We start from the raw sequence: 26,591 nt of genomic DNA on the forward strand, positions 1-26,591 counted from the left end.
CGCTTATTATTGGCGCCTCAAAGCCCCAAGCTCGCTGTTTACATATAGTGCAGAGCCCTTAGTGGCAATAATTCGCAGGCCGCCAGAGTGCGGCCAGCAAGGACCCGATCCATGTCAAAAGCCCTCATCATCGCGGAAAAGCCATCGGTTGCTGCCGATATAGCCCGTGCCCTCGGGGGCTTTACCAAGCATGACGAATACTTCGAAAGTGACGATTACGTTCTTTCGTCGGCCGTCGGCCACCTGGTTGAAATCGCCGCCCCGGACGAATACGAAGTCAAGCGAGGCAAGTGGAGCTTCGCCAACCTGCCGGTGATTCCCCCCCACTTCGACCTGCGCCCGATCGCCAAGACCGAGTCGCGCCTGAAGGTGCTCAACCGCCTGATCAAGCGCAAGGACGTCACCGGCCTGGTGAACGCCTGCGACGCGGGGCGCGAAGGGGAATTGATCTTCCGCCTGATCCAGCAGCACGCCAAGGCCAAGCAGCCAGTGCAGCGCCTGTGGCTGCAGTCGATGACGCCGCAGGCGATCCGCGATGGCTTTGCCCGCCTGCGCGACGATGCCGACATGCTGCCGCTGGCGGACGCCGCGCGCTGTCGCTCGGAAGCCGACTGGCTGGTGGGCATCAACGGCACGCGCGCCATGACCGCGTTCAACAGCAAGGGCGGCGGCTTCTTCCTGACCACGGTTGGCCGGGTGCAGACCCCCACGCTGTCGATCGTCGTAGAGCGCGAAGAGAAGATCAAGAAATTCGTCCCGCGCGACTACTGGGAAGTGCGCGCCGAGTTCATCGCCGCCGCCGGCCTTTACGAAGGCCGCTGGTTCGACCCCAAGTTCAAGAAGAGCGAGTTCGATCCCGAGGCGCGCGAGTCGCGCCTGTGGAGCGAGGCCGAAGCCAAGAGCATCGTGGCGGCCTGCCGTGACAAGACCGGCACCGTCACCGAAGAGTCCAAGCCGTCCACGCAGCAATCGCCGGCACTGTTCGACCTGACCACGCTGCAGCGCGAGGCCAACTCGCGCTTCGGCTTCTCGGCCAAGAACACCCTCGGCCTGGCCCAGGCGCTGTACGAAAAGCACAAGGTGCTGACTTACCCGCGTACCGACGCGCGCGCGCTGCCCGAGGACTACATGGACACGGTCAAGCAGACCATGGACATGCTGGCCGAGAGCTCGCCCAACTACCTGCCGCATGCCAAGAAGGTGCTCGCCAGCGGGTGGGTCAAGCCCAACAAGAAGATCTTCGACAACAGCAAGATCAGCGATCACTTCGCTATCATCCCGACGCTGCAAGCCCCGAAGAACCTCTCGGAGCCGGAGCAGAAGCTGTATGACCTGGTGGTGCGCCGCTTCCTGGCGGTGTTCTTCCCGGCGGCCGAGTTCCAGGTCACCACTCGTGTCACGGAGGTGGCGGGCCATCATTTCAAGACCGAAGGCAAGGTCCTGGTCAATCCCGGCTGGCTGGTGGTCTACGGGCGTGAAGCCCAGGGCGACGATGCCAACCTGGTGGCGGTGGCCAAGGACGAGCGCGTCAAGGTCGACAAGGTCGACGGCGTGATGCTGACCACCAAGCCGCCCGCACGCTACAACGAAGCCACATTGCTGTCCGCCATGGAAGGCGCCGGCAAGCTGGTGGATGACGACGCGCTGCGCGAGGCCATGGCCGGCAAGGGCCTGGGCACGCCAGCCACGCGCGCGGCCATCATCGAAGGCCTGCTCGCCGAGAAATACCTGGTGCGCGAAGGCCGTGAGCTGATTCCCACCGCCAAGGCCTTCCAGCTGATGACGCTGCTGCGCGGCCTGGGCGTGCAGGAACTGACCCAGGCCGAGCTGACCGGCGAATGGGAGCACAAGCTGTCGCAGATCGAGCGCGGCGGCCTCAAGCGCGACGAGTTCATGCGCGAGATCGCGCAGATGACGCAGCAGATCGTCAAGCGCGCCAAGGAATACGACAGCGACACCATCCCGGGCGACTATGCCACGCTGGCCACGCCGTGCCCGCAGTGCGGCAGCCAGGTCAAGGAGAACTACCGCCGCTTTGCCTGCACCGCGTGCGAGTTCTCGATCAGCAAGATCCCGGGTGGGCGCCAGTTCGAGATCGACGAAGTCGAAGAACTGCTGCTGAAGAAGGAAATCGGTCCGCTGCAGGGTTTCCGCAGCAAGATGGGCCGGCCGTTTGCCGCCATCCTGAAGCTGGGCAAGGACGACGAAGGCCATTACAAGATGGAATTCGACTTCGGCCAGAATGACGACGACAACGACGGCGAGCCGGTCGATTTCACCGGCCAGGAAGCGGTAGGCGCTTGTCCTAAGTGCGGTGGCTCGGTGTACGAGCACGGCATGAAGTACGTGTGCGAGAACAGCGTGGCCGTGCCCAAGAGCTGCGACTTCACCACGGGCAAGATCATCCTGCAGCAGGAGATCTCGCGCGAGCAGATCGGCAAGCTGCTGGGCGCGGGCCGCACGGATCTGCTGACCGGCTTCAAGTCATCGCGCACCGGGCGCAACTTCAAGGCCTTCCTGGCCAAGCAGCCGGACGGCAAGATCGGCTTCGAGTTCGAGGCACGCGAGCCCAAGGCGGGCGCCAAGACGGCGGCCAAGACCGCGTCCGCCAAGGCTGGCGACGAGGATCAGGCCGCGGAAACGGTGAGCAAGGCCAAGGCGCCGGCCAAGAAGGTGGCGGCCAAGAAGGCTCCCGCTGCCAAGAAGGCTCCCGCTGCCAAGAAGGCCCCCGCGGCGAAGAAAGCCGCGGCCAAGACGCCAGCCGCCAAGCGCGCTACCGGCAAGTCGCGCGCCGACGACGAAGCCACGGCCGACGCCGAGGAAGAGTGAGTCGCTCGCGGAGCCGGCGTCCTGCCGGTTCCGCGCTTCCCTTCCCCCCTTTAATAGCCCTCGATCCTGCGTTCCCCTTATTGGTTGTCGTTGCGGATCTTGCCCTCTTCGAGCAGGAAATCGATAAAGGCGCGGACCTTGGTTGGCAGGAACTTGCGGCTGGGATAGACCACGCTGACATCGCGCTTCGGCAGTCGGTATTGCTGGAGGATGTGCGTCAACCGCCCCGCTTCGATATTCGGCCGCGCCAGATAGGCAGACAGCATCGCCACACCCATGTCGGCCAGCGCCGCCTGGTGCGCCAACTCGGCATTGCTGCACAGCAGGCCCGGGCGGATCGGCACCGTTACCTCGCCCTCCGGGCCCGACAGCGTCCACTCATGCTCAGCGGTGGGGATGCGCATCGCGATGCAGCGGTGGTTGGTCAGTTCGTGCGCTTGGCGCAGCGGCGGGTGCTGGCGCAGGTAGCCTGGCGAGGCGCACAGGATGATCTCTGCCGAGATCAGCGGGCGTGCCACCAGGTGCGAGCCCAGCCCCAGGTCGGACAACACCACGCCCACGTCGCGCCCCTCTTCGACGATATCGACGATACGGTCCGATAACAGCACGTCGAACACCACCTCGGGATACAGGGCCTGGAAACGTGCCAGCGTGGCGGGCAGCAGGTGCAGGCCGAACATCACCGGCGCCACCAGCCGCAGTGTGCCCGAGAGCGACTGGCTGCGCGCCGTCACTACCGATTCGGCCTCCTCCACATCTTCCAGGATCTGCTGGCAACGCTGCAGGTAGGTCTCCCCAGCGTCGGTCAGCGACAGGCTGCGGGTGGTGCGGTTCAGCAACCGCGTGCCAAGGTGGCTCTCCAGGTCGGCTACGTAGCGCGTGACTACCGCATTGGACATTTCCAATTGTTGCGCTGCACGAGCAAAGCTGCCCAACTCGACCACTTTGGAAAAGACGCGCATCGATTGCAGCCGGTCCATGACATAGTCTCCAGTCTTGTCCGCGAACTTTTACGGAAAGTGGGTTATTTGTTGTTGAAACTACAACTAATCATTGTCAGGGGCAATGTTTATTCATATCGGGGAAATACCTAATATGGACCCATCGGATGCCGCATTGCAGCGAAGGCTGCTGAGAAGACTAGGTGTCCTGCCTGTGGAAAGGATTCAATCATGAAAAGCCAACGTTTCGCCCTGATCGCCGCTGCCACCACGCTCGCAGCCGCCCTGACCGCCGCCCCCGCCTTTGCCAAGGCCGGCAAGTTCGACCCGTACACCGATGGCGCCCGCGCCACCCAGACCTCCGTCTATAGCAACGGCGGCAAGGCTGGCAAGTTCGACAGCTTCACCGACGGCGCCCGTGCCGGCAAGTTCGACCCGTTCACGGACGGTGCCCGCGTTGGCAAGTTCGACCCGTACACCGACGGCGCCAAGGCCGGCAAGTTCGACGTATTTACCGACGGCGCCGCTGCCCTGTAATTCAGGCGGCCTGTCGGCGGGAACCGCGTCTCATGGCGGTTCCGCCCCTTTCGGCTGATCTCCACAGGCCGACGGGGAGGGTGCGAAAGCGCCTTCTCCGTACTAACTGGAGGACACGCCCGTACCAAGCCGGTACGGGCGTGTTTGCTTTTGGGGCACCGCTTTGTTGTACGCGATTGTCGGTGTCGGGTGATGCATGATACCTCCGACGAGGTTTTCGGGCCGCAGCGACATCAATCACGGCATAAAAAAACGGGCCAGTCATGGCCCGTTCTTGTTGCCGGCATCGCAGGCCGGCTGCCGGCGGGCGGGGATGATCCCCGCCTGCGCCAGGCAGATCAGTCGTCGTGATGGTGGTGGCCACGGCCGTGCTTGCGCTTGTAGCCGCTGCGGTAGTAGCGGTCGTCGCGGTAGCCGCGGCCGCGTTCGTCAGCGTAGGAGTTGCTGCGCGAGACGTTGCCGCCCAGCGCCGCGCCTGCACCGCCGCCAACCGCCGCACCCAGCAGGCCGCCGGTGCGCCCGCCCATGGCGTTGCCCGCTGCCGTGCCTGCGCCACCGCCCAGCGCGCCGCCGATGATGGCGCCAGTGCGCTCGCGGCGGTTGGACGTGACCGCGCCGCCTGCGCCGCCGCCAACCGCGCCGCCGATCACCGCACCGGTCGAGCCGCCGAGCGCGCCGCCAACCGCCGCGCCGGCGACACCGCCGAGTGCGCCGCCAAGGGCATTATTCATATCGCCCGCAAACACCGGCAGCGCGGATGCCGCCAGGGCGATGGCCAGGGTGAAACTGCGAACGGGGTGCCGAGACATGTTCTTCTTCCTTGGGTTGAGCAACTGTGGCGCAAGTGTAGAGATGTAGCTGCGAGCTTGCTGTAACCACGTGTAAGGCCCTGTAACCGCTACAGAAACGTAAAACGGGCCGCCAGAATTGGCGGCCCGCTCTTTGACGGCGTGAAGCGCGGAGTTGCTACGGGGTTAGGAGCGAAGTGCCGCTACGCGCACTCGCATTTCCCCTGAGCGAACCGCGTGCCACGTGCAGATCAGCAACATTTTCCCTGGCCCCCGCCGTAGCGGGCCTCCTGCCGTTCGCGAAAGAACGCCTCATAGGTCATGGGCTCGCGGTCGGGGTGGGTGGCCTCCATGTGCGCCACATAGGTCTGGTAATCCGGCAAACCCACCATCAGGCGCAGGGACTGGCCCAGGTAGCGTCCCATGGTTCCAAGTTGCTCAAGCATGATGGATCTCCTGTTTCCAAATCCAGTTCCAAATCCGATCCCGATATCGGGTCAGCGCTGGCCGGTGGCCAGCGCGCACACTCAATGCTGCGCCGAAGCCGAAGCCGGCATCGGTTCGAACGGCGTTTCGCGGTCGGTCGGCCGGCTTTCCGCGCGGGCCTTCATCGCGGTCTTGAAACCGTAGAACACGATCGACAGCACCACGAACATGAACAGTGCGCATAGCCCGGCATCCAGGTAGTCGTTGAAGACGATGCGGTGCATCTGTTCCATCGACTTGGCCGGGGCCAGCACCTTGCCCTGGGCGATGGCGTCGCTGAACTTGGCCGCATGGGTCAGGAAGCTGACCTTGGGATCGGCGTCGAACAGCTTTTGCCAGCCGGCGGTCAGCGTGCAGATCAGCAGCCAGATGGTGGGCACCAGGGTGACCCAGGCGTACTGCCCGCGCTTCATCTTGACCAGCACGCAGGTACCGAGCACCAGCGCCACCGCGGCCAGCATCTGGTTGGAGATGCCGAACAACGGCCACAGCGTGTTGATGCCGCCAAGCGGGTCAACCACACCCTGGTACAGGAAGTAGCCCCAGAACGACACGGTCAGCGCGGTGGCGATCAGGTTGGCCGGCAGCGAGTCGGTGCGGCGGAACGAGGGCACGAAGCTGCCCAGCAGGTCCTGCAGCATGAAGCGCCCGGCGCGGGTGCCCGCGTCCACCGCGGTCAGGATGAACAGCGCCTCGAACAGGATGGCAAAGTGGTACCAGAAGGCCATCATGGCCTGGCCGCCCACCACCTGGTGCAGGATGTGGGCAATCCCCACCGCCAGCGTCGGTGCGCCACCGGCGCGCGAGATGATGGAGTTCTCGCCAACGTCCTTGGCGGTCTGGATCAGCACATCCGGCGTAATCACGAAGCCCCAGCCCGACACCACCTGGGCCACCGATTCCGGCGAGGTGCCGATCACGGCTGCCGGGCTGTTCATGGCGAAGTACACACCCGGCTCGATCACCGAGGCCGCGACCAGCGCCATGATGGCCACGAACGATTCGGCCAGCATCGCGCCGTAACCGATAAAGCGCATATGCGCCTCGCTCTCAAGCAGCTTGGGCGTGGTGCCCGAGGAGATCAGCGCGTGGAAGCCCGACACCGCGCCGCAGGCGATGGTGATGAAGAGGAACGGGAACAGGTTGCCCGACCACACCGGGCCGCCGCCCTTGGCGAACTGGGTGAACGCCGGCATCTTCAACTCCGGCGCCACGATCAGGATGCCGATCGCCAGCGCGATGATGGTGCCGATCTTCAGGAAAGTGGAGAGATAGTCTCGCGGGGCCAGCAGCAGCCACACCGGCAGCACGGCGGCGATAAAGCCGTAGATGATCAGCATCCACGTCAGCGCCTTGCCGTCGTAGGTAAACAGCGGAGCGAGCACGGCGCTCTCATGCACGTACTGGCCACCGATGATGGCCAGCATCAGCAGCACGAAGCCGATCACCGACACCTCGCCGATGCGGCCCGGGCGGATGTAGCGCGTGTAGATGCCCATGAAAAGGGCGATAGGAATCGTCACCCCCACCGTGAACGTGCCCCAGGGCGAGTCCGCCAGCGCCTTCACCACGATCAGCGCCAGCACCGCCAGGATGATGATCATGATCATGAAGCAGCCGAACAAGGCGATCATGCCTGGCACCGTGCCCATCTCGGACTTGATCAGGTCGCCCAGCGAGCGGCCGTCGCGGCGCGTGGAGATGAACAGCACCATGAAGTCCTGCACCGCCCCGGCAAACACCACGCCCGCCAGGATCCACAGCATGCCGGGCATATAGCCCATCTGCGCGGCCAGCACGGGACCCACCAGCGGGCCGGCGCCGGCAATGGCGGCGAAGTGGTGGCCGAACAGCACGGCCTTGTTGGTCGGCACGTAGTCCAGCCCGTCGTTATGGCGCCAGGCCGGCGTCATGCGCTTGGGGTCGAGCTGCATCACCTTCTCGGCGATGAACTTGCTGTAGTAGCGGTAGGCGATCAGATAGATACAGATCGCGGCGACCACGATCCACAAGGCACTGACAGCTTCGCCGCGAGACAGTGCAACGGTGGCAAAGGCGAAGGCGCCAAGTATGGCGACGGCCAGCCACACCAGGTGTTGCCCGATGCGATTCATGATGAGGGTCTCCTCAGTCCATATTTAAGAATGCCGGCGGCGGCAGGTGCCGGAAGCAAGGGGGGCGCGCGGGCGGCGTCCCCTGGTGGCGGCGGGCGGAGGGCTGGGTGGCGGGATGGTCCCTGCCATGTCTCCGTCGACGCCCGGTATGTCTCGCAAGATCCGGATCTGGTCGTCGCAGGCGGGCGATGCAAACAGCATAGACGCTAGCCGCACCCACTGCGCAGGACGCGTGCACTACGCCACTTGCGCGGCGCGCGCGCGTCCGGCGTGTAGTATTGACAGCCGTGCCTGGCGGCACAAGCGCGGAACTACGCAGCGATGCTGCGTGTTACTACGTAGATCGACGCTCGCATGCGGCTTGCGCGTCATCCGTGTTTACCCCGGTCTCGATGAAACTCCGTCAGAAAATCCTGTTATTGGCCGTCGCGCCGCTCGCCGTGGCCATGTTCGGCATCGCGCTGGCCGTGCGCTACCAGGCCACCCAGCTGGCAAGCCACGAGCGCGCCCTGGTCGAGGCGGCCTACCTGCAGAGCAAGGAAGCCGAGCTGCGTCACTACGTAGAACTGGCGCAAAGCGCGATCGCGCCGATGGTGCGCTCGGGCCACAACGATGCGGCCACCCGGGACGCCGCCATGCAGGCCCTGGCGCGCCTGGACTACGGCCCCGACGGTTATTTCTTCCTCTATGACCTGCAAGGCCGCAATCTGATGCACCCGCGCCAGCCCGAGCTGGTCGGACAGGATTTGTGGAGCCTGCGGGATCCGCAGGGCGCGCTCACCATCCAGAAGCTGATCGCCGCGGCCCGCTCCGGCGGTGGGTCGGTGCGCTATATGTGGAGAAAGCCTTCCTCGCAGCAACTGGCCCCCAAGCTGGGTTACGTGGTCGCCGTGCCGGAGTGGAACTGGATGCTGGGCACCGGCATCTATCTCGACGACGTGGAGCGCACCCTGCGCCAGCTCGATGCGCGGGCGGAGACCGATATCCGCGAGACCATGGCGTGGATCGGCGTGATTGCCGCGATCAGCATCCTGCTGGTGGCCGCCAGCGGCCTGGCGCTCAATGTGAGCGAGCACCGTGAGGCCGACGCCAAGCTGCGGCAGCTGGCGCAGCGCGTGGTGCAGTCGCAGGAAGAGGAGCGCGCGCGGCTGTCGCGCGAGCTGCACGATGGCATCAGCCAGTTGCTGGTGTCGGTCAAGCTGCTGCTGGAGACGGCCGCCAACCGCCTGCGCATGGCCCCGGACCAAGGCCAGTCGGTGGCGCCCGTGCTCGGCACGGCGCTGGTCCGCCTGGATACGGTCTTTAATGAGGTGCGCCGGGTGGCGCGCAACCTGCGGCCTGCCCTGCTTGATGACCTTGGCCTGTTCGCCGCGCTGGAGCACCTGGCACGCGAGATGCAAGAAGGCAGCGGGCTGCAGATTTCCGTGTCGCACACGGGCAAGCCGCGCGAACTCGCCGATGAGCAGGCCACAGCCCTCTATCGCATCGCCCAGGAAGCGCTGACCAATGTGGAGCGGCATGCGCATGCGCGCCATGTCACGCTGGTGCTGGCGTTCGATGCCAACGCTACCCGGCTGACCGTGCAGGATGACGGCGCCGGCTTCGACGTGGCGCGCATGCAGCTCGATCCGAAGCGCGGCATCGGCCTGCGCAACCTGCGCGAGCGCATCGCCGCGCTGGGCGGCGAGTTCGATATCGTCTCCGGGCCGGGCTCGACCCGGCTGAGCGCGGCGGTGCCGGTGGTGCCGCCGCAGCCGGCCACACGCCACAACCCGGATTCGCCGGATTGGCCGGATTCGCCAGATTCACAAGGAAACCCCCACTCATGACCCCCGCCCCCGCCCGCGTCCTGTTGATCGACGACCATGCGCTGGTGCGCGACGGCATGCGCATGCGCCTCGCCCTGCAGCCCGAGCTTGCCGTGGTGGGCGAAGCCGACGACGGCGAGGCCGCGCTGGCCTGGCTGGCGCGGGCCAGCGCCGAGCACATGCCTGAACTGGTCATCACCGACATCGCCATGCGAGGCATGGGCGGCATCGCGCTGGCCGCCGCGCTGCATGAGGACTATCCCGAGCTGGCCGTGCTGATCGTGTCGATGCACGACAACCTCGAATACGTGCGCCAGGCGATCCGCGCCGGCGCGCGCGGCTATGTGCTCAAGGATGCGCCCGCCGACGAGCTGATGGCCGCGATTGCCGCAGTGCTGGCCGGCCGCGTCTTCTACAGCGCCCGCATTGCCCGCAGCATGGCCGAGCAAACCCCGGCCGCCGGGCCGCTCGATGCGCTTACCCCGCGCGAGCGCGATATCTTCAACTGCATCGGCCGCGGCCAGGCCAACAAGGACATTGCCGCCGCGCTGGGCGTGTCGGTGCGGACCATCGAGACCCACCGGCTCAACCTGCGGCGCAAGCTGGGCATCGAAGGCCGCGCGGAGCTGGTGAAGTTCGCCGTGGAACAAGGGAGCACGGAGGGCGGCCCGACCGGGTCCCAATGAAAAATGTCCAATGTCAAGTCCCCAAGGTGGATCTGCATCGGGCGTAAATTCCCATACGCCACAAGCAGTTAGGCTCGGATCGGGGCACTCTTCGGCGGTTGGCCTTCGTGAGCTAGGTGCCATATGGGAGCATGGCGGTGGCAAACACCGTCATGCTCGGGAGGGGGAATTCCCCCTCCTTTGGGCAGCCCAAGTCAGGTAGCGACCAATCCTTCTGCGGCAGTTTTCGCCGCCTGCGACACACTTTCGCGAAGCCGCACAGAGGCAGCGGCATCTGAGGCCGAACGGGTCACCTTGACGGCGGCCTGCGACGGCCAGTCCGTAGCGCCAGCCGGAATGCCCCCAGGCTTATCGCCGAACTCCTTGGCAAGCCGCTGTCGGATCGACTCAGGAACAAAGCCAGCGCCGGGCAGCGCATACGCCAGGTACTCCACGAAGTATGGGTGCTTGTGCCAACGCCCGCCGTCGACGGCGTGCTCCATCGAGCGTTCGAAGTGGGACAGCAGAACAGCCAGCGCACCTTGCCGCTGAGTTCCCGGATCGGGCGAACGCATCCATTCGTATCCGGTGCGTTTGACCTGCTCGCGCTCTTTGTACGACATGGGTACGAAGCCCAGCGTCGCCTGCGCTTCCGCGAAGAGCTGATGCCGCTCGCTGTGCGCCTTGATGTCAGCTGGCAGCGTCCCATCAAAGGTGAAGGAGCAGAAGCGGCAGTGGTGCGCACCGCCGTCCACGTCAACGTGGCTGGCCACTTGCGCGTCGTAGCGCTTCTCCAGTTCGTGGAAGTGGCGCACTCCATACTCGGCCGCGGCAATGGCATTGAGCCGTTGCATATGCGTCAGGTCGGGGAGTGTTGCTTTGGCCGCCTTGGCGGCCTTCTTGAGGCGGGCCAGATCGACCCATGTGATGGTGTTCATCTTCATTGGTTTCTCAATCGAAGACTCCTAGGGCCCGCTCAGTAGGAATCCGATCAAGATTCCAATGGAAATCGCCATTGGTAGTGAGTGAACTTTGCCATTGCGGACGGCCAGCACCTACCCGTGCATGGCACCATTTTAGCAAGTTCAGGCTGGAGCGCGCACCGGCAGGCTCTTCTGCGCTTTGCGGTGGAAGCCCCGGTCCCTCGCCATGAAAGCCTCCAGCATGTACGGAATCAGCGTAGCCGCATCAACCGCTTTTCCGTAGGTTTGTGCATACACCGCGGCATAGCGGTCGAGTTCAGCCTTCAGGCTGATTGGGCAAGAGAACGTAAGCTTCGTGGCCTCGGTCTTGGGCAACGCCCCAAGACGCAGCTTCTTGGTGGTGTTCATTTCGCGGCTCCCTGGTTGAAGAACAGAGGCTGGCACGGCAGCAGCACGAGGTCGCGGTTGCCGTCCTGCCGGTTCTGCGGCGCGACCAGCTCGGCGCCCTGGCCCAACAGCGTGGCCAGAGCCGCGCCAGCAAAAAACCGATCTCAATGTCAATCGACGCTATCTTTCAGGCCGACGTTGCCGGCCGGATCGATGCCCGCGAGGTTGTCGAGCTTCAGAGAAGACGCGTCCGGCAGGACGATGCGATTCCACACCGGCTCTGCCCATAGCTCACCTGGCTGTTGTACTTGCCCATGAGGCGCGAGCCCTGCGGGATTAGCAGGAGCTTGCCTGGGCCGTGTCGTAGACAGGCTCAGTCACCGTGGCGATCACGTCGCCCGGCAAATCGGATTTGCTGCCAGTCACCAGCGCCGCCGCAATTACCGTCCTGGCCATGACTTGGTATGGCGAGGACGGCATCTGCAGATTCCCAGAATTGCGGGTTTCCGTAGAGCCGCCTTTCAGGAAAGCCTCTTTCTGGTCTTGCCGGTTCCGCACAGCGGTGGCTGGGACGGAATCAAAACTTGTCCATATGGAATGTTAGGTAGCGCATGGACCGCCGCATCAGCAGGCACGAGTGCGCGGCTGCCAATGTACGCATCGCTAGTCATGGCGCTGCGGCCAGCACCAGTTCGGCCAGCCCGCTTGCTACCACAGCCAAATTGCGATCCGACGACAGGCCGTCGGCACGCTGCACTCCGACAACCAAGCCGTCGGCCATTCGAATGAGCGGTGAGCCGGAACTGTTGCCCATGGTGTTGGCATCGTGCTCCAAGGTCACATCAGACACTGACGTGATCTGGCCCATTGATATCACCATGGACGGCTCGGAGACAGGCACCTCCGGGCAGCGGCCAAAAGCCCGATCAACGTCCTCAGGCCGATCCGTATTGTTGTTTACCGACGGAAAACCCAGCAGCGCCACGGACGTGCTGGTGGCGAGTGTCCCTGTCGCAAGCGTCAGCCCCATTGGCGCCACCGCGCCTACAGGCCATGCAGTCACAATGAGATCCAGACTTGGATGACGGCGCCAAGGTGAATCTGCCGGTAAGACCACTCGGCGTACTCCACCGGCACCGAACACTGCCTCCAAACGGTATTGAGGCTTGAGCTTACGCACGTCGGCTGACCCAGTCGGTTGAGTTGCATTAAGCAAGACATGCCCGTTGGTCACGATACGCCCTTGCAGCACGAAAACCGTGCCCATGAGCTGCGGTGGACTATCCACCTGTATCAAGTACAGACCACCAACCGCTTCAGCCAAATGAGGGCGCTGGGTCAGCAGACTACTGGCAGTGGCTCTGCGAGATTGCGACGATGATTGGTGGCAAGTCTTACCGAGTCCATCGTTGCACCCTGGACAGACCGGAAATACCGGATCGCCGCTAACGATGCGATCCATGTAATTGCCGCGTGAGCCAAACACATTGTGAATGCGCAGTGATAGTTGATCGATGTCCGACTTGGGCAGCGGTGTTACCGCGGTCGGCACAGCGGCGCGGACGGTGCGGACCTCCTCGTCGGTGAACAATTGAGCGCCACCTCGCTCCTGGCGTGACGCCATCAGCGCCTGGAGCTGACGCTGCTGTGTCGGCCCCAGCTCCTCTATCCGCGACGCGATTTTCTCCACCTGTGCCCAGGCGCAAACCGTACTGCCCCACAACACCGCGACCACAATGCCTCGACGAAGCCAGTGTTGACGGTGTGTACTCATTCAGCATCCCCTTCAATGGCCTTCTTCGCATCGCCCAGGCCTGACGCTACGTCACCCAAAGTCTTAGCCCAGGCCATGATGCGGCCCCAGCCAGTGCCCGGTGGCACTTTGCCTTCGGCTACGTCAACCAGCGCCTGTTGTGCCTCGCGCAGGCCGCCGGGCAGCATCTGCGGCGACGGGGTGACGCGCAGTGCGTCGTATTCCCCGAGTTGTCGATGGATGCGCAAAGCCATGTCCATGGCGCGCGCCTTTCCTGCGGCGTGCGCGCGGCCGGAGCGGCCGCTGAAAAGGACTGGAAGTGTAGGTACGGCTGGCGCAGCGACGCCCACTTCTGCCACAGCAATTGCGCCGCAAGTTTGTTCGGCTCGGGGATCACGTAGTCCGCCGCTGCGCCATCGGGCCTCTCTGTGTAGACCTTGCAAAAAATGCGATGCTTACCAGTATCACTACGGCAAAGATCATCGTATTCGGGGCTGATCTGGCCAACCTTGTCGATCAAGTCAGCGACCGTCTTCGTGTTGGCGGTGATGTAGACCTGCAATGCTTTGGCTCGGGCCGCCTCGTCTTGCATACTCATCACGGCCACTACCGCTTTGTTCAAACCATCAATCACCGTCTGAATCGTCAGGATGCCTGCGAGCAGGCCTGACTCCTGCACGGTGGGCATATTCATCGCTAGCAGTCCAGCCACTTCGTCTGCGCAATCCGACTGTTCCGTGGACTGCTTGGGCTTCTTGAGCTTTGCCTGCCGCTCTTCGATCGTCGCCATCGACTCCCACAAGCTCGCCACGTCCTGATCAGGCTTCTTGAGCAGGTCGTTCACAGACTTGCCGTACTGCCCTAGCACTTTCATGCCGGAACGCGCGTCGACCAACGCGCCTGCACCCTTGCAGACGAAGTCGCCGAATTCCTTCTCTACCGTGCCGCCAGCAGTCTGGCCACGCACGATCAAGTTGTCGGCATACGCTACGCGCGCCACGCGAGTGCGCTGGTCGGCCAGCAGCTTGACGCTGGCTTTCGCGCCATCCATGGTCTCGGTGAAACCTTCGCCCGCCTTCACATAGGCTGACGTTGTTGCGCTGCACCCGCCCAGTGCAAACGCGACGGACACTCCCAGTACGATCCAGAGACGCTTCATAGTTCCCTCCTGTGGTGCTGCCGCAGAGTCGTAGCGACTCTGTTAAAAATTTTAATGGGAGGTCTGCTCCGACGCATCCCCCAAGGGAGAGTTCTCGCGAAATTTGTTGACCAAGATCTCCGAGGTACGCACCCGGCTTCGGGATCACTCACCTATAGGCCGCGACTTGCTTCATGTTTGCGCTTAAACCCCCGATCCCCAGCGATGAATGCCTCCAGCATGTGCGGAATCAGCGTCACTGCGTCCACAGCCTCGCCATAAGTCTGCGCGTGTAGCGCTGCGTAGCGGTCAAGGTCGGCTTTCAGGCTGACCGGGCAGGCAAAGGTCAGCTTGACGCTTTCAGTCTTGGGCAGCGGCCCGAGCCGCAGCTTCTTGGTGGTGCTCATCGCATTGCTCCCCGCTGGAAGAACACCGGCTGGTACGGTCGCAACGCCAGATCGCGATTGACGATGATCCGCACTGGTAGGCCCGGTCGCTCCGTCAAGGTCGGCTGAATGCTCATGTTGCGCCGGGTCATCTCCTGGCCCACTTGGCTGATGTTGTCCTGCGCACTGTCGCGCCCGGCAATCACGATACGGTTGCCGTTCTGCCGGTTCTCCGGTGCGGCCAGCTCGGCACCCACGCCCAGCAGCGTTGTCAGCGCCGCACCGGCAAAGACGCGATCCCAATGCCAATCGACGCCATCCTCCAGGCCGGCGTAGCCGGCCGGATCAGTGCCCGCGAGGTTGTCGAGCTTCAGCGAAGACGTGTCTGGCAGGATGATGCGGTTCCACACCACCTGCACGCGGCTCTGCCCGTAGCTCACCTGGCTGTTGTACTTGCCCAGGATGCGCGAGCCCTGCGGGATCAGTAGGAACCTGCCCGTGGCCGTGTCGTAGACCGGCTCCGTCACCGTGGCGATCACGTCGCCCGGCAGATCGGACTTGATGCCCGTCACCAGCGCCCCGGCGATCACGGTGCCTGCCATGACCTGGTACGGCGAGGCCGGCATTTGCAGATTCCCGGAATTGCGGGTTTCTGTAGAGCCGCCTTTCAGGAAAGCCTCTTTTTGATCTTGCCGGTTCTGCGCTGCGGTGGGGTCGGTGGGCTGAGCCGCCGTCGAGGCCGGCCCGGCGGCCAGTGGATCGAATCCCGCCAAAGCCGATGCAGGACCGGCGGCGGCGACTTGCGCCGAGCCTGTCGCTAGACCCTTGCCGGGCGTGCCCGAGCGGAAGAACACCGAGGATGCTGCGGCCGCGTCGGCCTCCTTGCGCCTTGCATCCTCTGGATCGTGGCCTGGTGGCGCATAGGTGGGCGTCACCGGCTGCTGCGACTTCACGATGGCCGGGCCCAGATCGCCCGGCAGCGGCGGCCCCAGCTCCGGCACCTTGGCCGGCAGCTTGGAATAGTCCGAAGGCAGGCCATCCAGCCCTTCTGACTTCGAGACACGATCGACGTTGTACAGCTCGGGCTGCTCGCCCGCATTGCGCCGGTGCGGCTGCAGCGACCAGATCGTGGCCCCGAGCACCGCGACCGACAGCCCGCCGGTAAGGATGGCCAGCGTGCGCCGGTTCAGGCGCGTGACCGGACGCGGCTGCGCGCGCAGCGCCACCGCCTCGGGTGCCACCTTGCCCGCCTGCGGCGCAAGGTCAGGAGAATCGTCCTGGCTCATGGTCAGTTCCTCCGCGTGCCACTCGAAGCGCCATCCGTGCGCTCAATCCGCACCACGTCGCCATCAGTGCCCTTGCCACCACCCAGGCGCAGCTCGGCCGCGCCGAACAGGCGGTCCACGATGTAGTACGGCGAGCGGAAGCGGTAGTTCACCAACTGCCCGTCACCCTGCGCGCCGATGACGAACAGCGGCGGCAACTCGCCTTGCGCGATGCCCGGCGGAAACTGGATGTAGACCTTCTCCCCGTCATCGAAGGCCCGCAGCGGCTTCCACGGCGGATTGCTGCCACTGACGGCGTAGCGGAAACGGATCTTCTCCAGCGACAGGCCAGCGTCCAACGGCGCAGCCGCATTCGCGACCTGTGCCTGGCGCTGCAAGGCCAGCATCTTGTCCTTCGGATACTCCCAGGACACCGAAGCCATCCACGTCTTCTCGGTCGAGGTCAGCTCCAGCAGATACGTCCTGCGACTGGTGGTGATGACGAGATTGGTTTTCAACCCCGAGCGGATCGGCTTGACCATCACGTTCACGCGCAACGCATCGCCGCTGGCGCTCGATGTGTCCCCAACGATCCAGCGCACCGTGTCGCCAGCGGCCACCGTCACCAGTTCCTCACCCGGCTGGAGCGCGATCACCGTCACGCGGCCCACGGCCGCATAGACCTGGTACAGCGCGCCATCGGTGAAGGGCCAGACCTGGATTGCGTTGACGTAGCCCTCGCGCGTCGGCGCGATGCGCGCCTCGGCGTTGGCGCGGGACACCCGCACGGTTTCATCGGCGGGCTCCGGCGTGGGCTTGGTATCCGGCACAGGTTTTATTTGCGCCGGCATCGGCAATACCTGCGGCACGGCCACCACCTCCACAGGCGCAGGCGGCTCCGGCAGCGGCTGGGCCTGTACCGGCTCATCGAGCGAGATGGCCGGCGGCGGCTTGCCCTGCGAAGCGCAGCCTGCAAACAGGACGGTGGATGCCAGCAGGATCACCGGCAAGGCGGATTTACGCAAAAGATAATTCATGGTTTTGCTCCTTCGCTTCCTTCCAGTTCGCGGCTCCACGACAGGCCGTTGACGTAGATACCCAGGGGGTTCTTGCGCAGCCGCTGCTCGGTGCGCGGCGTCTGCTGCACGATGGAAACCACTGCGTTCCAGCGTTCGGTGCGATCCAGCGCACCGTTCACAAAGCGCGTCTCCGTCCAGCGCACGTTGAACGACTGGTCGCTGGCGCGGGTCACGCTGCTGATCTGCACCGTCACCGACTCTTGCCGATGCGCGCGAACGGATCGTTCACGCGGGCGTACTCGTTGAGCGCCACGGCACCCTTGTCCGTGGTGTAGTTGTAGGCATCGAGCCAGTTCTGTCGCACGACGATGGAGTCGATGGACAGCGAGCGCACCAGCCCGATGAAGCGGCCCAGGTGATAGGCCATCTGCGCATCGTTGGGTCGATATGGCGTGGCGGCCTCGCCGACCGCGCGCACCTGGCCCGCGTTGTCCACCTCCACCACGTAGGGCGTCACGATGGACTGCGCGGAACGCCAGACCAGGCCGCCCGCCATCAGCACGGCCAAGGTGAGGCAGCCCAGTGCCATGAAACGCCAGTTCTTTGCCTGCACGCGGGCCGAGCCGATACGTTCGTCCCACACCTGGCCTGCGGCTTGGTACGGAGTGGCAGGTTGCGGTGTGTCGGCGTAGCGCACCTGCGGTCGTTTGAATCGCATGGAAGTTCTCCTTATGAATCGGAATCGCGAAGGCTTGGGCCCTGGCTGGAGCTGCCGCCATCGCCGCCGCGCAGCGTGTGGGCGGCGGTGGTCGCGGCATGGGTGAGCTGCTGCCTGCGATGCAGGCGCTTGGCCCAGGCGGGCTGCTCGGTGGATGGGGGCGGTGCGGCGGCTTCGCTGCTGCTCTGCGTCCCAGCAGCTGCCCCGACGTCGATTCGGCGTCATCGGGTCGGAAGGCGGCGGCGACGCGCTCCTTCATCGAGCGCGCTCCGTCGGCCACCTTCTGCCCGGCCGCGTGTGCGCCGGTCTTGGCGACATTGCCCACGCCAGCGGCGGCGAGGCCGCCACCGGCTGAGGCGGAGCCCGCCAGGTACGCCGACCGGGCGCCGCTGGCGGTCGATGCCATCGAGCGGACACCGTCCCCAGCCATCCTGGCGGCGGCAGGTGCCATGCGCGCTCCGGCCGCCACGGCGCTGCCGACGCCAGAGGCCGCGGCGCCGACCACCACGGCGGTTCCGGCCGCGCCGATGGCAGCACCGGCCATCGCACCCGCGCCGAGCTGCGGCCCGCCGGACACCAGCCCCGTCGCGATACCCGGCCCGAAGATGCCCAGGGCCAGCAGTGACAGCGAGGCCAGCATGATGACCAGTGCCTGGTCGATGGAGGGCTCGGAGCCAGGCGGTATCCGGAATTCGGCGAACAGCCCCGAGCCGATGCCCACGATGACGGCAAGCACCAGTACCTTGATGCCTGAGGACACCACGTTGCCCAAGACCTTCTCGGCGAGGAACGCCGTCTTGTTCCAGAGGGCGAACGGTACCAGCACGAAGCCCGCCAGCGTGGTCAGCTTGAACTCGATCAGCGTGACGAAGAGCTGCACCGCCAGCACGAAGAAGCTGACGATGACCACCAGCCACGCGAGGAACAGCACGACGATGGGCGCGATGTGGATGAACACCTCGGGGAAGCCCGCCATCTCCCGGATCTGGTCGAGGATGGGTGCCGCCGCGTCGATACCGGCCTTGGCCAGCCGTCCCGGCTGCAGGAAGTTGCCCATGCTCAAGGTCGAGCCGCTGGCCGTCAGGCCCAGCCCGGCGAAGGAACGGAACAGGATGCCCGCCAGGGTGTTGAAGTTGCCGATGATGTAGGCGAAGGCACCCACGTACAGCACCTTGCGGATCAGCTTGGCGATCACGTCCTCGCCCTGGCCGGTGGCATGCCCCATCGCCCAGAACAGCCCGGCCAACGTCATGTCGATGACGATCAACGTTGCGGTCAGGAACGCCACCTCGCCCTGCACCAGGCCGAATCCCGAGTCGATGTAGCGCGAAAAAACGTCGAGGAAGCGGTCAATGACCGAAACATCGTTCATGGCCCGGCTCCGTCAGCGGCTGTAGAAGTTCACGGGCTGCGGCGTGTACGGCGTACCAGTGCCCACGAAGCGCCGGTTCACCTCGCGGCCACGCTCCACGGCAGCGGCCTGCCGCGCCAGCTCCAGCGAGGCCGCGCGATCCTGCGTGATCTGCAGCCGCTGCGTCTGGATGGACTGCTTGGCCTGCAGGGCCAGCAACTGGTTCATGGCTTGCATCGCCTGCAGGGCGCCGACGGCCGACTGGCTCTTGCCCACGAGGTCGGCCAGCGCGCCTTCGTCGTCGCTCAGGTTCTGCGAGGCCTGGGCCTGCATCTGCATGGTGGTCTGCAGGCCATTGAGCGTATGCTTCCAGCGCTCCCGCGCATCGCGGTACATCTGATTGCCGCTCACCGTGGCGGCGTACTGCTCGGGATACAGGCGTGCGAATTCGCGGTCGATGCTCGTCACGTCGTAGGCCAGGCCCTTGGCCTGGGCGATCAGCCGTTGAGTGGTCGCCAGGTTCGCGCGCAACTGGCCCACCACGCTGGACGGCAGGCTGGCCAGATTGCGCGCCTGGTTGATGAGCATCTGCGCTTCGTTCTGGAGCTGGCGGATCTGGTTGTTGATCTGCTCCAGCGTGCGAACGGCGGTGAGCGTGTTCTGCACCAGATTGGTCGGATCGAACACGATGTCGCCAACGCCGAACAGTGCATGCGCGGGCTGCGCGATGCCGAAGGCGAGCACGCAGGCGGTGGTCAGCGCAGCGAGCTTGTGGGCATGGGGCTTCATGGCAGGTTCTCCTGGAGATGGCTGGGGATGGGGGCGGCACCCGGCGCGGGGCCGGGGAAATCGCGCAGCAGATCGGCCGCCCAATCGAGGCTGCGGTGGCGCAGCCATGCGGCTGCGAACGGGGTGGAGACGGATGAAGCGGCAGCGAGCACCGCGTCGATGTCACGCTGGTCTTGTTGCGTGGAGGCGCCCGCGAAGGCCAAAGTCGCGGCGCCCAGGTCGAGGTCGAACAGACGGTTGCCGAGGCGCGATTGGTAGTAGTAGTCGCGCTTGGGCTGCGCGGTAGTGACGATTTCGATCTGCCGCCTGTTAAGACCGAAGCCCTCGTAGATCGTGCGAATCTGCGGCTCGGTCGCCTGCGGGTTCGGCAGAAAGATGCGGCTCGCGCAGCTCTCGATGATCGCGGGCGCGATGCTCGAATCCTTGATGTCCGCCAGACTCTGCGTGGCGAAGATGACGCTCACGTTCTTCTTGCGCAGCGTCTTGAGCCATTGGCGGATGCGCGCCGCGAACACCGGGTCATCGAGGAACAGCCATGCTTCATCGAGGATCAGCAGCGTCGGTGCGCCGTCAAAGCGTTCATCGAACCGTGCAAAGAGGTAATGCAGCACGGCCATGACGGCGGCCTTGCTGTGCATCAGCTCTTCCATCTCAAAGCACTGCACGGAGCCGGAGCCCAGTCGATCCGAATCCGCGTCCAGCAGCTTGCCGTGGGCGCCGCCGAGCACATAGGGCGCGAGCGCCTGCCGCAGCGCGTTCGATTGCAACAGTACGGAAAGGCCCGTCATCGTGCGCTGCTCCACCGGAGCTCCGGCCAGGCTTCCCAGCGCCGACCAGATGGCCACCTTCTCCTCGGGGCCGACGGCCACGCCCTCATGCCGCAAACGGCCTTCGATCCATTCAGCCGCCCAGGTGCGGTAGCCCTCGCGGTCGATGCGCGCGAGTGGTTGGAAAGCGATCTCGCCATCCAGCCCAAGGTCGTAGTGCTCGCCGCCCAGGCCCAGGATCGTGGCGCGCATCGAGCGCCCCATGTCGAAGGCGAAGATGCGCGAGCCGCGATAGCGCCGAAACTGCATCGCCAAAGTGGCGAGCAGCACGGACTTGCCCATACCGGTTGGCCCAGCCACCAGCGTGTGGCCCACGTCGCCGATGTGCGTAACCAGCCGGAACGGCGTCGCGCCCTCAGTGCGCGTGACGATCAGCGGCGGGCCGTCGAGATGCGCGTTCTTCTCCGGCCCGGCCCATACCGCCGACACCGGCATCAGGTGCGCCAGGTTCAGCGTCGAGACGATGGGCTCGCGGACGTTGGCGTAGGCATGGCCCGGAATGGACGACAGCCACGCATCCACGGCGTTGAGCGTTTCGGGGATGGTGACGAAGCCACGCCCCTGGATGACGCGCTCCACCCTGCGCAGCTTCTCGTCGGCCACGGCGGCATCCGCGTCCATGACTGTGACGGTCGCCGTCACGTAGCCGAAGGCCGCTTGATCGCTGCCCAGCTCTTGCAAGGCAGCATCCGCATCGGTGGCCTTGTTGCTGGCGTCGGTATCGACCAGCGGGCTTTCCTGCTGGAAGATCGTCTCGCGCAGCAGCGCGATGACGTTTTTGCGCTTGGCGAACCACTGGCGGCGTAGGCGGGAAAGCTCTTTTTCCGCATCGGCTTTGTCGAGGCAGAGAAAGCGCGTACTCCAGCGGTACGCAAAGCTGAGACGGTTGAGGTCATCCAGAATCCCCGGCCAAGTCGAAGTTGGAAATCCCCGCACCGTCGCCACGCGCAGGTGCTGGTCGCCCAGCATCGGTGCCAGTCCGCCGATCAGCGCGGAATCGGCCAGCAAGGCATCGAGGTGGAATGGCACCTCTGGCACGCCCACGCGGTAGCGCCGCGTGGAAATAGTCGAGTGCAGGTAGGTCAGCGTCTGGCTGTCATCGAGCCACGCAATCTCCGGCATCACACCATCGAGCAGGTCGAAAATCCGATCCGTCTCCGCGACGAACGCGGTCAGGCGCTCACGCCAGTCCACGCCCTCGGTCGGACGGTTCTCGTACAGCATTCCGACCGCACGGGCGCGGGCCTCCTCGGGCGGTAGATACACCAGCGTGAGGTGATAGCCGCTCTCGAAATGGTTGCCGGAGTCCTCGAAGGCTGCCCGTCGCTCTTCGTCCACCAGCCAGGACAGCGGCTCGGGAAACTCCGAGTGCGGGTAGTTGGCGGCGGGCCGGCGCTCGGCTTCGATGAACAAGGCCCAGCCCGAACCCAGCCTGCGCAGCGCGTTGTTCAACCGTGCTGACGTAGAGATCAGCTCGCCCTGCGTGGCACTGTCGAGGTCTGGCCCCCGAAAGCGCGCCGTGCGCTGGAAGGAGCCATCCTTGTTCAGCACGACGCCCGGAGCGATCAGCCCGGCCCAAGGCAGCCAGTCAGCCAGCAAGGCCGGGCGCTGGCGGTATTCGGCAAGGTTCAGCATGCGATATCTCCCTTTGCCCCTACACGTCCAGCAGCGGCCGGTGCTTGATATGGCGCGCGAAGACCTGCATGAACTGCGGATCGACACGCGCGCCCCAGACCGCCAACGCATGGCCGGCGATCCAGAGCACCAGGCCCGGAATCCACAGTTGCAGGCCCAAGCCCACGGCCGCGGCCAAGGTGCCATTGGCAATCGCCACCGTGCGCGGCGCGCCGCCCAGCAGGATCGGCTCGGTCAGCGAGCGGTGCAGTGGCACCTCGAAGCCGGGTAAAGAACCGTATGAATTGCCCTGCACGCCATCGTGGGCCGCGTTCATACGACGGCCCCGCCCGAGAAGCTGAAGAACGACAGGAAGAAGCTCGAAGCCGCGAACGCGATCGACAGACCGAAGACGATCTGGATCAGCTTGCGAAACCCGCCCGAGGTATCGCCAAAGGCCAGTGCCAGGCCCGTGGCGATGATGATGATGACCGCAATGATTCGGGCCACCGGCCCTGGATTGACTCCAAGATGGATTGCAGCGGCCCTTCCCAGGGCATGCTGGAGCCGGCGGCCTGAGCAGTGCCTGCGAGCAGCAGCATCAGCGCCGCGAGCAACAAGCCCTGCATGGCCGGGCGAGCCAGGCTATCCAGTCGCGCGGGCTGGCGAAGAGGATTTGCGGAAGTACGGAAAGCAGGAACGATCATCTGCGTCATGGCAGTTCTCCAGAGTGGTCAGGGGACAGAGAAGAAAGGTCGGACTGCGGCAGCAGCTCCGGGAATGGAGCCTCCAGCGCATCCGCCAGGTGGTAGCCCACGCCATCGAAACCGACGACGCGGGCGATGCTCTCGATGCGGCGTTTGCGCCCGCGCCCGGCGATGTGGATGACCACGTTGACCGCTTCCGCGATCAGCGCACGGGGCGGGTTCACCGCCACTTCGAGAATCAGTTGCTCCAGGCGCAGCAGCGCACCCAGCGCGGAGCCGGCATGGATCGTGGCGATGCCGCCGGGGTGACCCGTGCCCCAGACCTTGATGAGATCCAGTGCCTCGGCGCCGCGCACCTCGCCGACGACGACGCGATCCGGGCGTAGGCGCATGGACGAGCGCACCAGCTCGGTCATGGACACGACGCCCTGGCGCGTGCGCAGCGGCACGTGGTCGCGCGCCGCGCATTGCAGCTCCACCGTGTCTTCGAGCACCAGCACGCGGTCGCCCGTGGCTGCGATCTCGGCGAGCAGCGCATTAGCTAAAGTCGTCTTGCCCGTGCTGGTGCCGCCGGCGATCAGGATGTTCTGGCGCTCGCGCACCGCACGCACCAGCAGGCCCGCCTGCGCGGCGGTCATCATTCCGTCCTCGATGTAGCGCGACAGCGGGATCACGCCCACGGCGCGCTTGCGCAACGCGAAGGCCGGCCCCGGCGCAGCGGGCGGCAGGATGCCCTCGAAGCGTTCGCCGGTTTCCGGCAGTTCGGCCGTCAACAGCGGCTGGCCGCGATGCACTTCGGCGCCGACATGGGCAGCGACGGGCGAATGATGCGTTCGCCATCGGCCTCGGACAGCTCCACACCCATCGGCGCGCGGCCCGTGGACAGGCGATCCACCCAGAGCGTGCGATCCGGGTTGAGCATGATTTCCACCACGTCTGGGTCTTCGAGCGCGGCAGCGATCAGCGGCCCCATGGCCGTGCGCAGCATCTGGATGCGGCGATCCAGCGAGGTGGCCGTGAAGGAGGAAGGAACGGCGCTCATAAGGCACGCTCCTGGGCATCCGCGACGGCCGCAGCGCCCTCCGGTCGCGTCGGATCGGTGTGCAGTTCCTCCACCACATCCCGCACCAGGCTGCGCCCGCGCAGCAAATGCCGTCCGAGCTGTTCGACGAACTGCTCGAAGCGGGCCTTGCCCTGGGCGCGAGCGGCATCCTGATGGGCCTCGGGCACGGGTGTGCTCACCGTGAGGAAATAGCGGATGAACAGCGCCAATGTTTCGATGGCAATGTTCTGGTCGCGCTCCAGGCGCTCGGCGTGGCGCGACAGGCGGTCCAGCCGCTTGGCAATTGCCGCCTCGCGCTGGTCGGCCGCATCGGGCGACAGCCAGGAGGCCAGGGCCGCCGCGACGATGCTGGACTTGGACACGCCCTTCTTGGCGGCCAGTTCATCGAGCCGCTTGCTGTGCTCCGGCTGGATGAACACATTGAGGCGGTGTTGGGTCATAGGTCGATTCCGTCGTCAGGGTCGAGGGAAGCCAGCCGGGCCGTGCGCTGCAGGGCCGGATCGAGCTGGCGAGGAAGGGGATGCGGCATGTCGTCGTCATCGAGCAGCCCGAGGTCGGCTGCGGGCGCAACCAGGTCGGGGTCGTAGGTGACGGCTTCGGAAAGTTCGGGCTGGCGGCGTGGGCCGCTGTCGTCGGCCGAACCCAGGTTCTCCAGCCCATCGGCGGCGTCGGCCGTCGGTGCGACCGGCATGGCGGGAATCGCCAGCCCGCTCCAGTCGTCGGCGCGTTCCGGTGGCACATCGGCATAGCGCCCCTGCATGGACAGGGTTGCAAGCACCGGCGGCGGAAGCACGCGCCGCTTGAAATTGCTGTCCGCGTAGTAGCGCAGCTTCTTGGCCTTGATGGGCGCCACGCTGGACACCATCACCACGGCCTCGTCGGGCGGAAGCTGCATTACCTCGCCCGGCGTGAGCAGCGGACGTGCCGTCTCCTGGCGCGACACCATCAGATGCCCGAGCCATGGCGCGAGCCGGTGGCCGGCGTAGTTGCGCTGCGCGCGCAGCTCGGTCGCGGTGCCCAGCGTTTCGGAGATGCGCTTGGCGGTGCGCTCGTCGTTGGTGGCGAACGTCACCCGGACATGGCAGTTGTCCAGGATCGAATGGTTCTGGCCGTAGGCTTTGTCAATCTGGTTGAGCGACTGGGCGATGAGGAAGCTGCGGATACCGTAGCCGGCCATGAAGGCCAGGGCCGTCTCGAAGAAGTCGAGCCGTCCGAGCGCGGGGAACTCGTCGAGCATCAATAGCAGCTTGTGGCGGCGCGCGATGCCATCGCTGCCGTCGAGCGATTCCGTCAGCCGTCGCCCGATCTGGTTGAGGATCAGGCGAATGAGCGGTTTCGTCCGCGAAATGTCCGAAGGCGGCACCACCAGGTACAGCGACACCGGATGCTCGGCCGCGATCAGGTCGGCAATGCGCCAGTCGCAGCGCGAGGTGACTTCGGCCACCGTGGGGTCGCGGTACAGGCCGAGGAATGACATGGCGGTGCTCAACACGCCGGAACGCTCGTTGTCCGATTTGTTCAGGACTTCGCGCGCTGCCGATGCCACCACCAGATGCGGCCCACCACCGATGTGCGGCGTGGTCATCATCCGATGCAGGGTCAGCTCGAAGGGACAGGCCGGGTCGCTGAGGAAGTTGGCGACTCCGCGCAGCGTCTTGTCTTCGCCTGCGTAGAGCACGTGCAGGATGGCCCCAACCAGCAGCGCATGCGAGGTCTTCTCCCAATGGTTGCGCCGCTCCAGTGCTCCTTCGGGATCGACCAGAATGTCTGCGATGTTCTGCACGTCGCGCACTTCGTGCGCGCCGCGCCTCACCTCCAGCAGTGGGTTGTAGGCCGACGACTTCGCATCGGTCGGGTTGAACAGCAGGCAATGCGAGAAGCGCGAGCGCCAGCCGGCGGTGATGCTCCAGTTCTCGCCCTTGATGTCGTGAATGACGGCCGATGCAGGCCAGCTCAACAAGGTGGGAACCACCAGGCCCACGCCTTTGCCCGAGCGGGTAGGCGCGAAGGTCAGAACATGCTCTGGGCCTTCATGTCGCAGGTACTGCTGGCGATGCTGGCCGAGGAACACGCCCGCAGGCTGGTCAAGCCCCGCCTTGCAAATGTCCTCCGCGTTGGCCCAGCGAGCCGTCCCGTAGGTCGTGACCAGCTTGGACTGGCGCGAGCGCCAGATCGACATGCCGATGGCAACCACCACCGCGATCAGGCCGCTGCCTGCGGCAATGGCACCGCCCACGTCAAAGACATGCGGCGCGTAGGCGTCGAAGAAGAACCACCACTCGAACAGGCGCCAGGGGTGATAGACCGGCGTGCCGAAGAAATCGAACCACGGCGAGCCCAGGCGTAGCTGGTAGCCCAGGGCGGCGGCCGTCCATTGCGTAGCGCTCCATACGCCAGCGATCACGATGCCGAAGACAACGGCAATCTGACCGAACAGCACGTTCGTTCCTTGCATTGGTCAACCTCCCACTACGGCACAGGAA

The 26,591-nt window shown here is 65.2% G+C and carries 20 protein-coding genes and 5 pseudogenes; 4 read left to right on the plus strand and 21 right to left on the minus strand.

The genetic code is table 11. The features are described from left to right. The first annotated feature begins 111 nt into the window (after positions 1-111). Positions 112-2,829 carry a DNA topoisomerase III gene (locus F7R26_RS20330; RefSeq protein ID WP_150987607.1) on the plus strand — a complete coding sequence of 906 codons (2,718 nt, stop codon included), beginning with the start codon at positions 112-114 and terminating at the stop codon, positions 2,827-2,829. 77 nt (positions 2,830-2,906) lie between these two features. Here the strand turns inward: F7R26_RS20330 and F7R26_RS20335 are convergent, their stop codons facing one another. After that, the gene (locus F7R26_RS20335) at positions 2,907-3,809 is read right to left on the minus strand and encodes a LysR family transcriptional regulator (protein WP_150987609.1); all 903 of its coding nucleotides are present in this window, start codon (positions 3,807-3,809) and stop codon (positions 2,907-2,909) included. 192 nt (positions 3,810-4,001) lie between these two features. On the opposite strand from F7R26_RS20335, the gene F7R26_RS20340 reads away from it, so the two are divergent. Continuing rightward, positions 4,002-4,307 (plus strand): hypothetical protein, encoded by a 306-nt coding sequence (locus F7R26_RS20340; protein ID WP_150987611.1) that lies wholly within the window; start codon positions 4,002-4,004, stop codon positions 4,305-4,307. Between the two features lie 338 nt (positions 4,308-4,645). On the opposite strand, the gene F7R26_RS20345 is transcribed toward F7R26_RS20340, so the two are convergent. The 3 genes from F7R26_RS20345 to F7R26_RS20355 all read right to left on the minus strand — a co-directional run bounded on the left by F7R26_RS20345 (position 4,646) and on the right by F7R26_RS20355 (position 7,695). Then, positions 4,646-5,116 carry a hypothetical protein gene (locus tag F7R26_RS20345; protein WP_043350936.1) on the minus strand — a complete coding sequence of 157 codons (471 nt, stop codon included), beginning with the start codon at positions 5,114-5,116 and terminating at the stop codon, positions 4,646-4,648. 230 nt (positions 5,117-5,346) lie between these two features. Then, entirely contained in the window at positions 5,347-5,541 is a 195-nt protein-coding gene (locus F7R26_RS20350; protein WP_006162283.1) for a YbdD/YjiX family protein, read from the minus strand. An 81-nt stretch (positions 5,542-5,622) separates the two neighbouring features. Further along, positions 5,623-7,695, minus strand: a complete 2,073-nt coding sequence (locus tag F7R26_RS20355) for a carbon starvation CstA family protein (RefSeq protein ID WP_150993610.1) — start codon at positions 7,693-7,695, stop codon at positions 5,623-5,625. 392 nt (positions 7,696-8,087) lie between these two features. Between F7R26_RS20355 and F7R26_RS20360 the strand changes: the two genes are divergently transcribed. After that, positions 8,088-9,524 (plus strand): cache domain-containing protein, encoded by a 1,437-nt coding sequence (locus F7R26_RS20360; RefSeq protein WP_150993608.1) that lies wholly within the window; start codon positions 8,088-8,090, stop codon positions 9,522-9,524. Then, entirely contained in the window at positions 9,521-10,189 is a 669-nt protein-coding gene (locus F7R26_RS20365; protein ID WP_150993606.1) for a response regulator, read from the plus strand. Before F7R26_RS20360 ends, F7R26_RS20365 begins: the two co-directional genes overlap by 4 nt. 194 nt (positions 10,190-10,383) lie before the next feature. On the opposite strand, the gene F7R26_RS20370 is transcribed toward F7R26_RS20365, so the two are convergent. The 17 genes and pseudogenes from F7R26_RS20370 to F7R26_RS20450 form a co-directional block, all read right to left on the minus strand. After that, positions 10,384-11,112: a hypothetical protein gene (locus F7R26_RS20370; RefSeq protein ID WP_027015119.1), complete on the minus strand. Its 729-nt coding sequence runs from the start codon at positions 11,110-11,112 to the stop codon at positions 10,384-10,386. Between the two features lie 141 nt (positions 11,113-11,253). Continuing rightward, entirely contained in the window at positions 11,254-11,499 is a 246-nt protein-coding gene (locus F7R26_RS20375) for a DUF2274 domain-containing protein (protein ID WP_027015120.1), read from the minus strand. After that, positions 11,496-12,066 (minus strand): annotated as a pseudogene (locus F7R26_RS20380) (TraB/TrbI/VirB10 family type IV secretion system protein); the annotation flags it as partial. The pseudogene F7R26_RS20380 and the gene F7R26_RS20375, both read right to left, overlap by 4 nt. Positions 12,067-12,145: 79 nt before the next feature. Further along, positions 12,146-13,252: a trypsin-like serine peptidase gene (locus F7R26_RS20385; RefSeq protein WP_050872233.1), complete on the minus strand. Its 1,107-nt coding sequence runs from the start codon at positions 13,250-13,252 to the stop codon at positions 12,146-12,148. Between the two features lie 118 nt (positions 13,253-13,370). Then, positions 13,371-14,390: a hypothetical protein gene (locus F7R26_RS20390; RefSeq protein ID WP_193692103.1), complete on the minus strand. Its 1,020-nt coding sequence runs from the start codon at positions 14,388-14,390 to the stop codon at positions 13,371-13,373. A 152-nt stretch (positions 14,391-14,542) separates the two neighbouring features. After that, positions 14,543-14,776, minus strand: a complete 234-nt coding sequence (locus F7R26_RS20395) for a DUF2274 domain-containing protein (protein WP_027015124.1) — start codon at positions 14,774-14,776, stop codon at positions 14,543-14,545. Then, on the minus strand, positions 14,773-16,041 hold the full coding sequence (locus F7R26_RS20400) for a TraB/TrbI/VirB10 family type IV secretion system protein (protein ID WP_050872231.1): 1,269 nt from the start codon (positions 16,039-16,041) through the stop codon (positions 14,773-14,775). The genes F7R26_RS20395 and F7R26_RS20400 overlap by 4 nt, the downstream gene beginning before the upstream one ends. 2 nt (positions 16,042-16,043) lie before the next feature. Next, positions 16,044-17,057, minus strand: a complete 1,014-nt coding sequence (trbG, locus tag F7R26_RS20405) for a P-type conjugative transfer protein TrbG (protein ID WP_043373349.1) — start codon at positions 17,055-17,057, stop codon at positions 16,044-16,046. Beyond that, positions 17,054-17,757: pseudogene (gene trbF, locus F7R26_RS20410) on the minus strand (conjugal transfer protein TrbF). The gene trbG and the pseudogene trbF overlap by 4 nt, the downstream one beginning before the upstream one ends. 11 nt (positions 17,758-17,768) lie before the next feature. Continuing rightward, positions 17,769-19,129: pseudogene (trbL, locus tag F7R26_RS20415) on the minus strand (P-type conjugative transfer protein TrbL). Between the two features lie 12 nt (positions 19,130-19,141). Continuing rightward, a complete protein-coding gene (gene trbJ, locus F7R26_RS20420) occupies positions 19,142-19,897 on the minus strand; it encodes a P-type conjugative transfer protein TrbJ (RefSeq protein ID WP_043373357.1) in 756 nt (251 codons plus the stop codon). Then, entirely contained in the window at positions 19,894-22,359 is a 2,466-nt protein-coding gene (gene trbE / locus F7R26_RS20425) for a conjugal transfer protein TrbE (RefSeq protein ID WP_193692174.1), read from the minus strand. Before trbE ends, trbJ begins: the two co-directional genes overlap by 4 nt. Before the next feature lie 19 nt (positions 22,360-22,378). Beyond that, positions 22,379-22,675 (minus strand): VirB3 family type IV secretion system protein, encoded by a 297-nt coding sequence (locus F7R26_RS20430; RefSeq protein WP_050873417.1) that lies wholly within the window; start codon positions 22,673-22,675, stop codon positions 22,379-22,381. Next, positions 22,672-23,054, minus strand: a pseudogene (locus F7R26_RS20435) (TrbC/VirB2 family type IV secretion system protein). Before F7R26_RS20435 ends, F7R26_RS20430 begins: the two are co-directional and overlap by 4 nt. Further along, positions 23,051-24,087 (minus strand): annotated as a pseudogene (gene trbB, locus F7R26_RS20440) (P-type conjugative transfer ATPase TrbB). The pseudogenes F7R26_RS20435 and trbB overlap by 4 nt, the downstream one beginning before the upstream one ends. After that, on the minus strand, positions 24,084-24,548 hold the full coding sequence (locus F7R26_RS20445) for a CopG family transcriptional regulator (RefSeq protein WP_012436232.1): 465 nt from the start codon (positions 24,546-24,548) through the stop codon (positions 24,084-24,086). The pseudogene trbB and the gene F7R26_RS20445 overlap by 4 nt, the downstream one beginning before the upstream one ends. Next, complete coding sequence (locus tag F7R26_RS20450; RefSeq protein WP_043373367.1) at positions 24,545-26,563, minus strand: conjugal transfer protein TraG; 2,019 nt, start codon at positions 26,561-26,563, stop codon at positions 24,545-24,547. The genes F7R26_RS20445 and F7R26_RS20450 overlap by 4 nt, the downstream gene beginning before the upstream one ends. Positions 26,564-26,591 lie beyond the last annotated feature (28 nt).

It is taken from the genome of Cupriavidus basilensis, from assembly GCF_008801925.2.
In the GTDB taxonomy this organism is placed as follows: domain Bacteria; phylum Pseudomonadota; class Gammaproteobacteria; order Burkholderiales; family Burkholderiaceae; genus Cupriavidus; species Cupriavidus basilensis.

Bases quoted from the DNA above. Each gene is read 5' to 3' on its own strand.
- F7R26_RS20375 (WP_027015120.1), bottom strand. From the start codon at position 11,499: ATGAACACCACCAAGAAGCTGCGTCTTGGGGCGTTGCCCAAGACCGAG.
- trbE (WP_193692174.1), bottom strand. From the start codon at position 22,359: ATGCTGAACCTTGCCGAATACCGCCAGCGCCCGGCCTTGCTGGCTGAC.
- F7R26_RS20400 (WP_050872231.1), bottom strand. From the start codon at position 16,041: ATGAGCCAGGACGATTCTCCTGACCTTGCGCCGCAGGCGGGCAAGGTG.
- F7R26_RS20335 (WP_150987609.1), bottom strand. From the start codon at position 3,809: ATGGACCGGCTGCAATCGATGCGCGTCTTTTCCAAAGTGGTCGAGTTG.
- F7R26_RS20330 (WP_150987607.1), top strand. From the start codon at position 112: ATGTCAAAAGCCCTCATCATCGCGGAAAAGCCATCGGTTGCTGCCGAT.
- F7R26_RS20340 (WP_150987611.1), top strand. From the start codon at position 4,002: ATGAAAAGCCAACGTTTCGCCCTGATCGCCGCTGCCACCACGCTCGCA.
- trbJ (WP_043373357.1), bottom strand. From the start codon at position 19,897: ATGAAGCCCCATGCCCACAAGCTCGCTGCGCTGACCACCGCCTGCGTG.
- F7R26_RS20395 (WP_027015124.1), bottom strand. From the start codon at position 14,776: ATGAGCACCACCAAGAAGCTGCGGCTCGGGCCGCTGCCCAAGACTGAA.
- F7R26_RS20360 (WP_150993608.1), top strand. From the start codon at position 8,088: ATGAAACTCCGTCAGAAAATCCTGTTATTGGCCGTCGCGCCGCTCGCC.
- F7R26_RS20390 (WP_193692103.1), bottom strand. From the start codon at position 14,390: ATGAAGCGTCTCTGGATCGTACTGGGAGTGTCCGTCGCGTTTGCACTG.
- trbG (WP_043373349.1), bottom strand. From the start codon at position 17,057: ATGAATTATCTTTTGCGTAAATCCGCCTTGCCGGTGATCCTGCTGGCA.
- F7R26_RS20350 (WP_006162283.1), bottom strand. From the start codon at position 5,541: ATGCTTGAGCAACTTGGAACCATGGGACGCTACCTGGGCCAGTCCCTG.
- F7R26_RS20370 (WP_027015119.1), bottom strand. From the start codon at position 11,112: ATGAAGATGAACACCATCACATGGGTCGATCTGGCCCGCCTCAAGAAG.
- F7R26_RS20450 (WP_043373367.1), bottom strand. From the start codon at position 26,563: ATGCAAGGAACGAACGTGCTGTTCGGTCAGATTGCCGTTGTCTTCGGC.
- F7R26_RS20345 (WP_043350936.1), bottom strand. From the start codon at position 5,116: ATGTCTCGGCACCCCGTTCGCAGTTTCACCCTGGCCATCGCCCTGGCG.
- F7R26_RS20365 (WP_150993606.1), top strand. From the start codon at position 9,521: ATGACCCCCGCCCCCGCCCGCGTCCTGTTGATCGACGACCATGCGCTG.
- F7R26_RS20355 (WP_150993610.1), bottom strand. From the start codon at position 7,695: ATGAATCGCATCGGGCAACACCTGGTGTGGCTGGCCGTCGCCATACTT.
- F7R26_RS20430 (WP_050873417.1), bottom strand. From the start codon at position 22,675: ATGAACGCGGCCCACGATGGCGTGCAGGGCAATTCATACGGTTCTTTA.
- F7R26_RS20445 (WP_012436232.1), bottom strand. From the start codon at position 24,548: ATGACCCAACACCGCCTCAATGTGTTCATCCAGCCGGAGCACAGCAAG.
- F7R26_RS20385 (WP_050872233.1), bottom strand. From the start codon at position 13,252: ATGAGTACACACCGTCAACACTGGCTTCGTCGAGGCATTGTGGTCGCG.